The following is a 3,391-nucleotide window of genomic DNA, read 5'->3' as shown; positions in this document are numbered from 1 at the left end:
TGCCCATGCGGGTGCGCCTGGACCAAGGCAGCACGCAGGACGGGGTGCGCCAGGCACATGCCCTGCTGGCACGGCTGCTGCGCCACGAGCACGCGCCGCTGGCGCTGGCCCAGCGCTGCAGCGGCATCGCCGCCCCGGCACCGCTGTTCGCTTCGCTGCTGAATTTCCGCCACGGCGCGCAGGCCAACGAGACCGTCCATGCCCTCGAGGGCATCGAGCTCCTTGGCTACATGGAGCGGACCAACCTGCCGCTGATCCTCACCGTCGACGGGAACGACGACGGCTACAACCTGGTGGCCCAGGTGCGCGCCCCGGTGGAGCCGCAGCGCGTGTTCGACTTCATGCACCGCGCGCTGGAAGTCCTGGTGTCCACGCTGGAAAGCGCGCCGGACACGCCGCTCGCCGCGCTGGACGTCATGCCGGCGGCCGAGCGCGCGCAGCTGCTGGTGGGCTGGAACACCCCGCTGGCCACCTTCGATGCAGGCCCCTGCATCCACCAGCTGTTCGAAGCGCAGGCGGCGCGCACGCCCGATGCGGTGGCGCTGGTCTTCGAAGACCAGGAACTCAGCTACGCCGCGCTGAATGTCCGGGCCAACCGGCTCGCCCGGCACATGCGCCGGCTCGGCGTGCGGCCCGACAGCCGGGTGGCCATCTGCATGGAGCGCAGCCTGGACCTGGTGGTGGCCGTGCTCGCGACGCTGAAGGCCGGCGGCGGCTACGTGCCGCTCGACCCCTCCTATCCGGCCGGGCGGCTGGCCTACATGCTGCGCGACAGCGCGCCGGTGGCCCTGCTGACGCACACGCAGGTGGACGAGGGCGTGCGTGCTTCGCTGCGCGGCCCGCTGGGTGAAGGCACGCCGGTGATCGACGTGACCGCCGACGCCGGCGGCTGGGCCCGTCTGGGCGCGAAGAACATGCCCGCCGAGGCCTCCAGCCCGGCCGCGTCGCACCTCGCCTACGTGATCTACACCTCGGGATCGACCGGCGAGCCCAAGGGCGTGATGGTCGAACACGCGCAGGTGACACGCCTCTTCGCCGCGACGCGGGCCTGGTACGACTTCGGCAGCGGCGACGTCTGGACGCTGTTCCACTCGTTCTCCTTCGACTTCTCGGTGTGGGAGATCTGGGGCGCGCTGCTGCACGGCGGCCGGCTGGTGGTGGTGCCGCACCTGACCAGCCGCCTGCCGCAGGAATTCCACCGGCTGGTGTGCGAACAGGGGGTGACGGTGCTGAACCAGACGCCGAGCGCGTTCCGGCAGTTCATCACCGCGCAGCAGCAGGCCGGCACACCCGCGCACCGCCTGCGCGCCGTCATCTTCGGCGGCGAGGCGCTGGAACTCGCCACGCTCAAGCCCTGGTACGCACAACCCGGCAACGCGCAGACCCGGCTGGTCAACATGTACGGCATCACCGAGACCACGGTGCACGTGACCTACCGCCCGCTGGAAGCTGCCGATGCCGAGCGGCCCGGCGCCAGCCCGATCGGCGTGCGCATTCCGGACCTGCGCGTCTACATCCTCGACGCGCTGGGTCGGCCGGCGCCTGTGGGCGTGGTGGGCGAGATCCACGTCGGCGGCGCCGGCGTGGCGCGCGGCTATCTGAACCGCCCGGCCCTCACGGCCGAGCGCTTCGTGCGCGACCCGTTTACTGCGCAGGACGGCGCGCGCATGTACCGCACGGCCGACCTGGGCCGCTGGTTGCCGGACGGCAGCATCGAATTCCTGGGCCGCAACGATTCCCAGGTGAAGGTGCGCGGCTTTCGCATCGAGCTGGGCGAGATCGAGGCGCGGCTGCTGGAATGCCCCGGCGTTCGCGAGGCCGTGGTGCTGGCGCGCGAGGACGTTCCCGGCGACCGCCGGCTGGTGGCCTACTGCGTTGCCGGCGCCGATGTCACGCCGGATCGCCTGCGTTCCCATCTCGGCCGCTCGCTGCCTGAGTACATGGTTCCGGCCGCCTACGTGATGCTCGAGGCGCTGCCGCTGACCAGCAACGGCAAGCTCGAACGCAAGGCCTTGCCCGCGCCCGAAGGCGGCGCCTACGCCGGGCGCGGCTACGAGGCCCCGGTGGGCGGGATCGAGACGGCGCTGGCCGGCATCTGGGCCGAGGTGCTGCATGTGGACCGCGTGGGCCGCCACGACCATTTCTTCGAGCTCGGCGGCCACTCGCTGCTGGCCATGGGCCTGATCGAGCGGATGCGCCAGGCCGGGCTGCATGCCCAGGCCAGCGCGCTATTCGCTGCGCCGACCTTGTGCGGCCTGGCCGCCACGGTGACGACGGCGGGCAACGTGCTCGAGATTCCCGCGAACCTGATCCCCGCCGGCAGCACGCTGATTTCCCCCGCCATGCTGCCGCTGGTCGGGCTGAGCGAGGCCGAGATCCAGTGCATCGCCGATGCGGTGCCCGGCGGCGCCGCCAACATCCAGGACATCTACCCGCTCGGCCCGCTGCAGGAAGGCATTCTTTTCCACCACCGGCTGCGCACCGAAGGCGACGTCTACCTCCTGCAGGCCATGCTCGGTTTCGACAGCCGGGAGCGGCTGGACGCGTTTCTGGAAGCCATGCAGGCGGTGATCGAGCGCCACGACATCCTGCGCACCGCGGTGTTGTGGGAAGGCTTGTCCGAGCCGGTGCAGGTGGTCTGGCGCAGCGCCTGGCTGGCCGTGGAAGAAGTCGGCCTGGACGCCCAGGCCGGCAGCGCGGTCGACCAGCTGCGCGAGCGCTTCGACCTGCGCCACTACCGGCTCGACGTGCGCCGCGCGCCCATGATGCGCGCCTGCATCGCCCACGATGAGCCCAACGGCCGCTGGGTGATGCTGTGGCTGTTCCACCACCTGATGGACGACAACACCTCGCTCAAGCGCATGCTCGGCGAGATCCAGGCCCATCTGGTCGGCCAGGCCGGCACGCTGCCCGCGCCGCTGCCGTTTCGCAACTACGTGGCGCAGACCCGCCTGGGTATTCCGGCGGCCGAGCACGAGGCGTTCTTCCGCGAGCTGCTGGGCGACGTGGATGCGCCCACCCTGCCCTTCGAGCTGGGCGACGTGCATGCCGACGGTTCCGAGGTGGCGCAGGCCACCGGCAGCGTGGAAGCCTCCCTGGCCTGGCGGCTGCGCGAGCGCGCGCGCGTGCTGGGCGTGACCACCGCCAGCCTGTTCCACCTGGCGTGGGCGCAGGTGCTGGCACGCGTGAGCGGGCGCGACGACGTTGTGTTCGGCACGGTGCTGTTCGGGCGCATGCAGGGCGGAGAAGGCATGAACCGCATGCTGGGCATGCTGATCAACACGCTGCCCATGCGGGTGCGCCTGGACCAAGGCAGCACGCAGGACGGGGTGCGCCAGGCACATGCCCTGCTGGCACGGCTGCTGCGCCACGAGCACGCGCCGCTGGCGCT

The 3,391-nt window shown here is 71.4% G+C and carries 1 protein-coding gene; it reads left to right on the top strand.

The features are described 5' to 3' along the window. Nucleotides 1-3,391, top strand: a 3,391-nt coding sequence (locus tag H0U68_RS20455; protein ID WP_296358746.1) for an amino acid adenylation domain-containing protein, incomplete at both ends; no start/stop codon positions are given.

It is taken from the genome of Ramlibacter sp. (genome assembly GCF_013697775.1).
Lineage (GTDB): Bacteria > Pseudomonadota > Gammaproteobacteria > Burkholderiales > Burkholderiaceae_C > Ramlibacter.
Note: the sequence above shows the minus strand (reverse complement) of the source record. Positions and strands in the feature narration are given on the sequence as shown.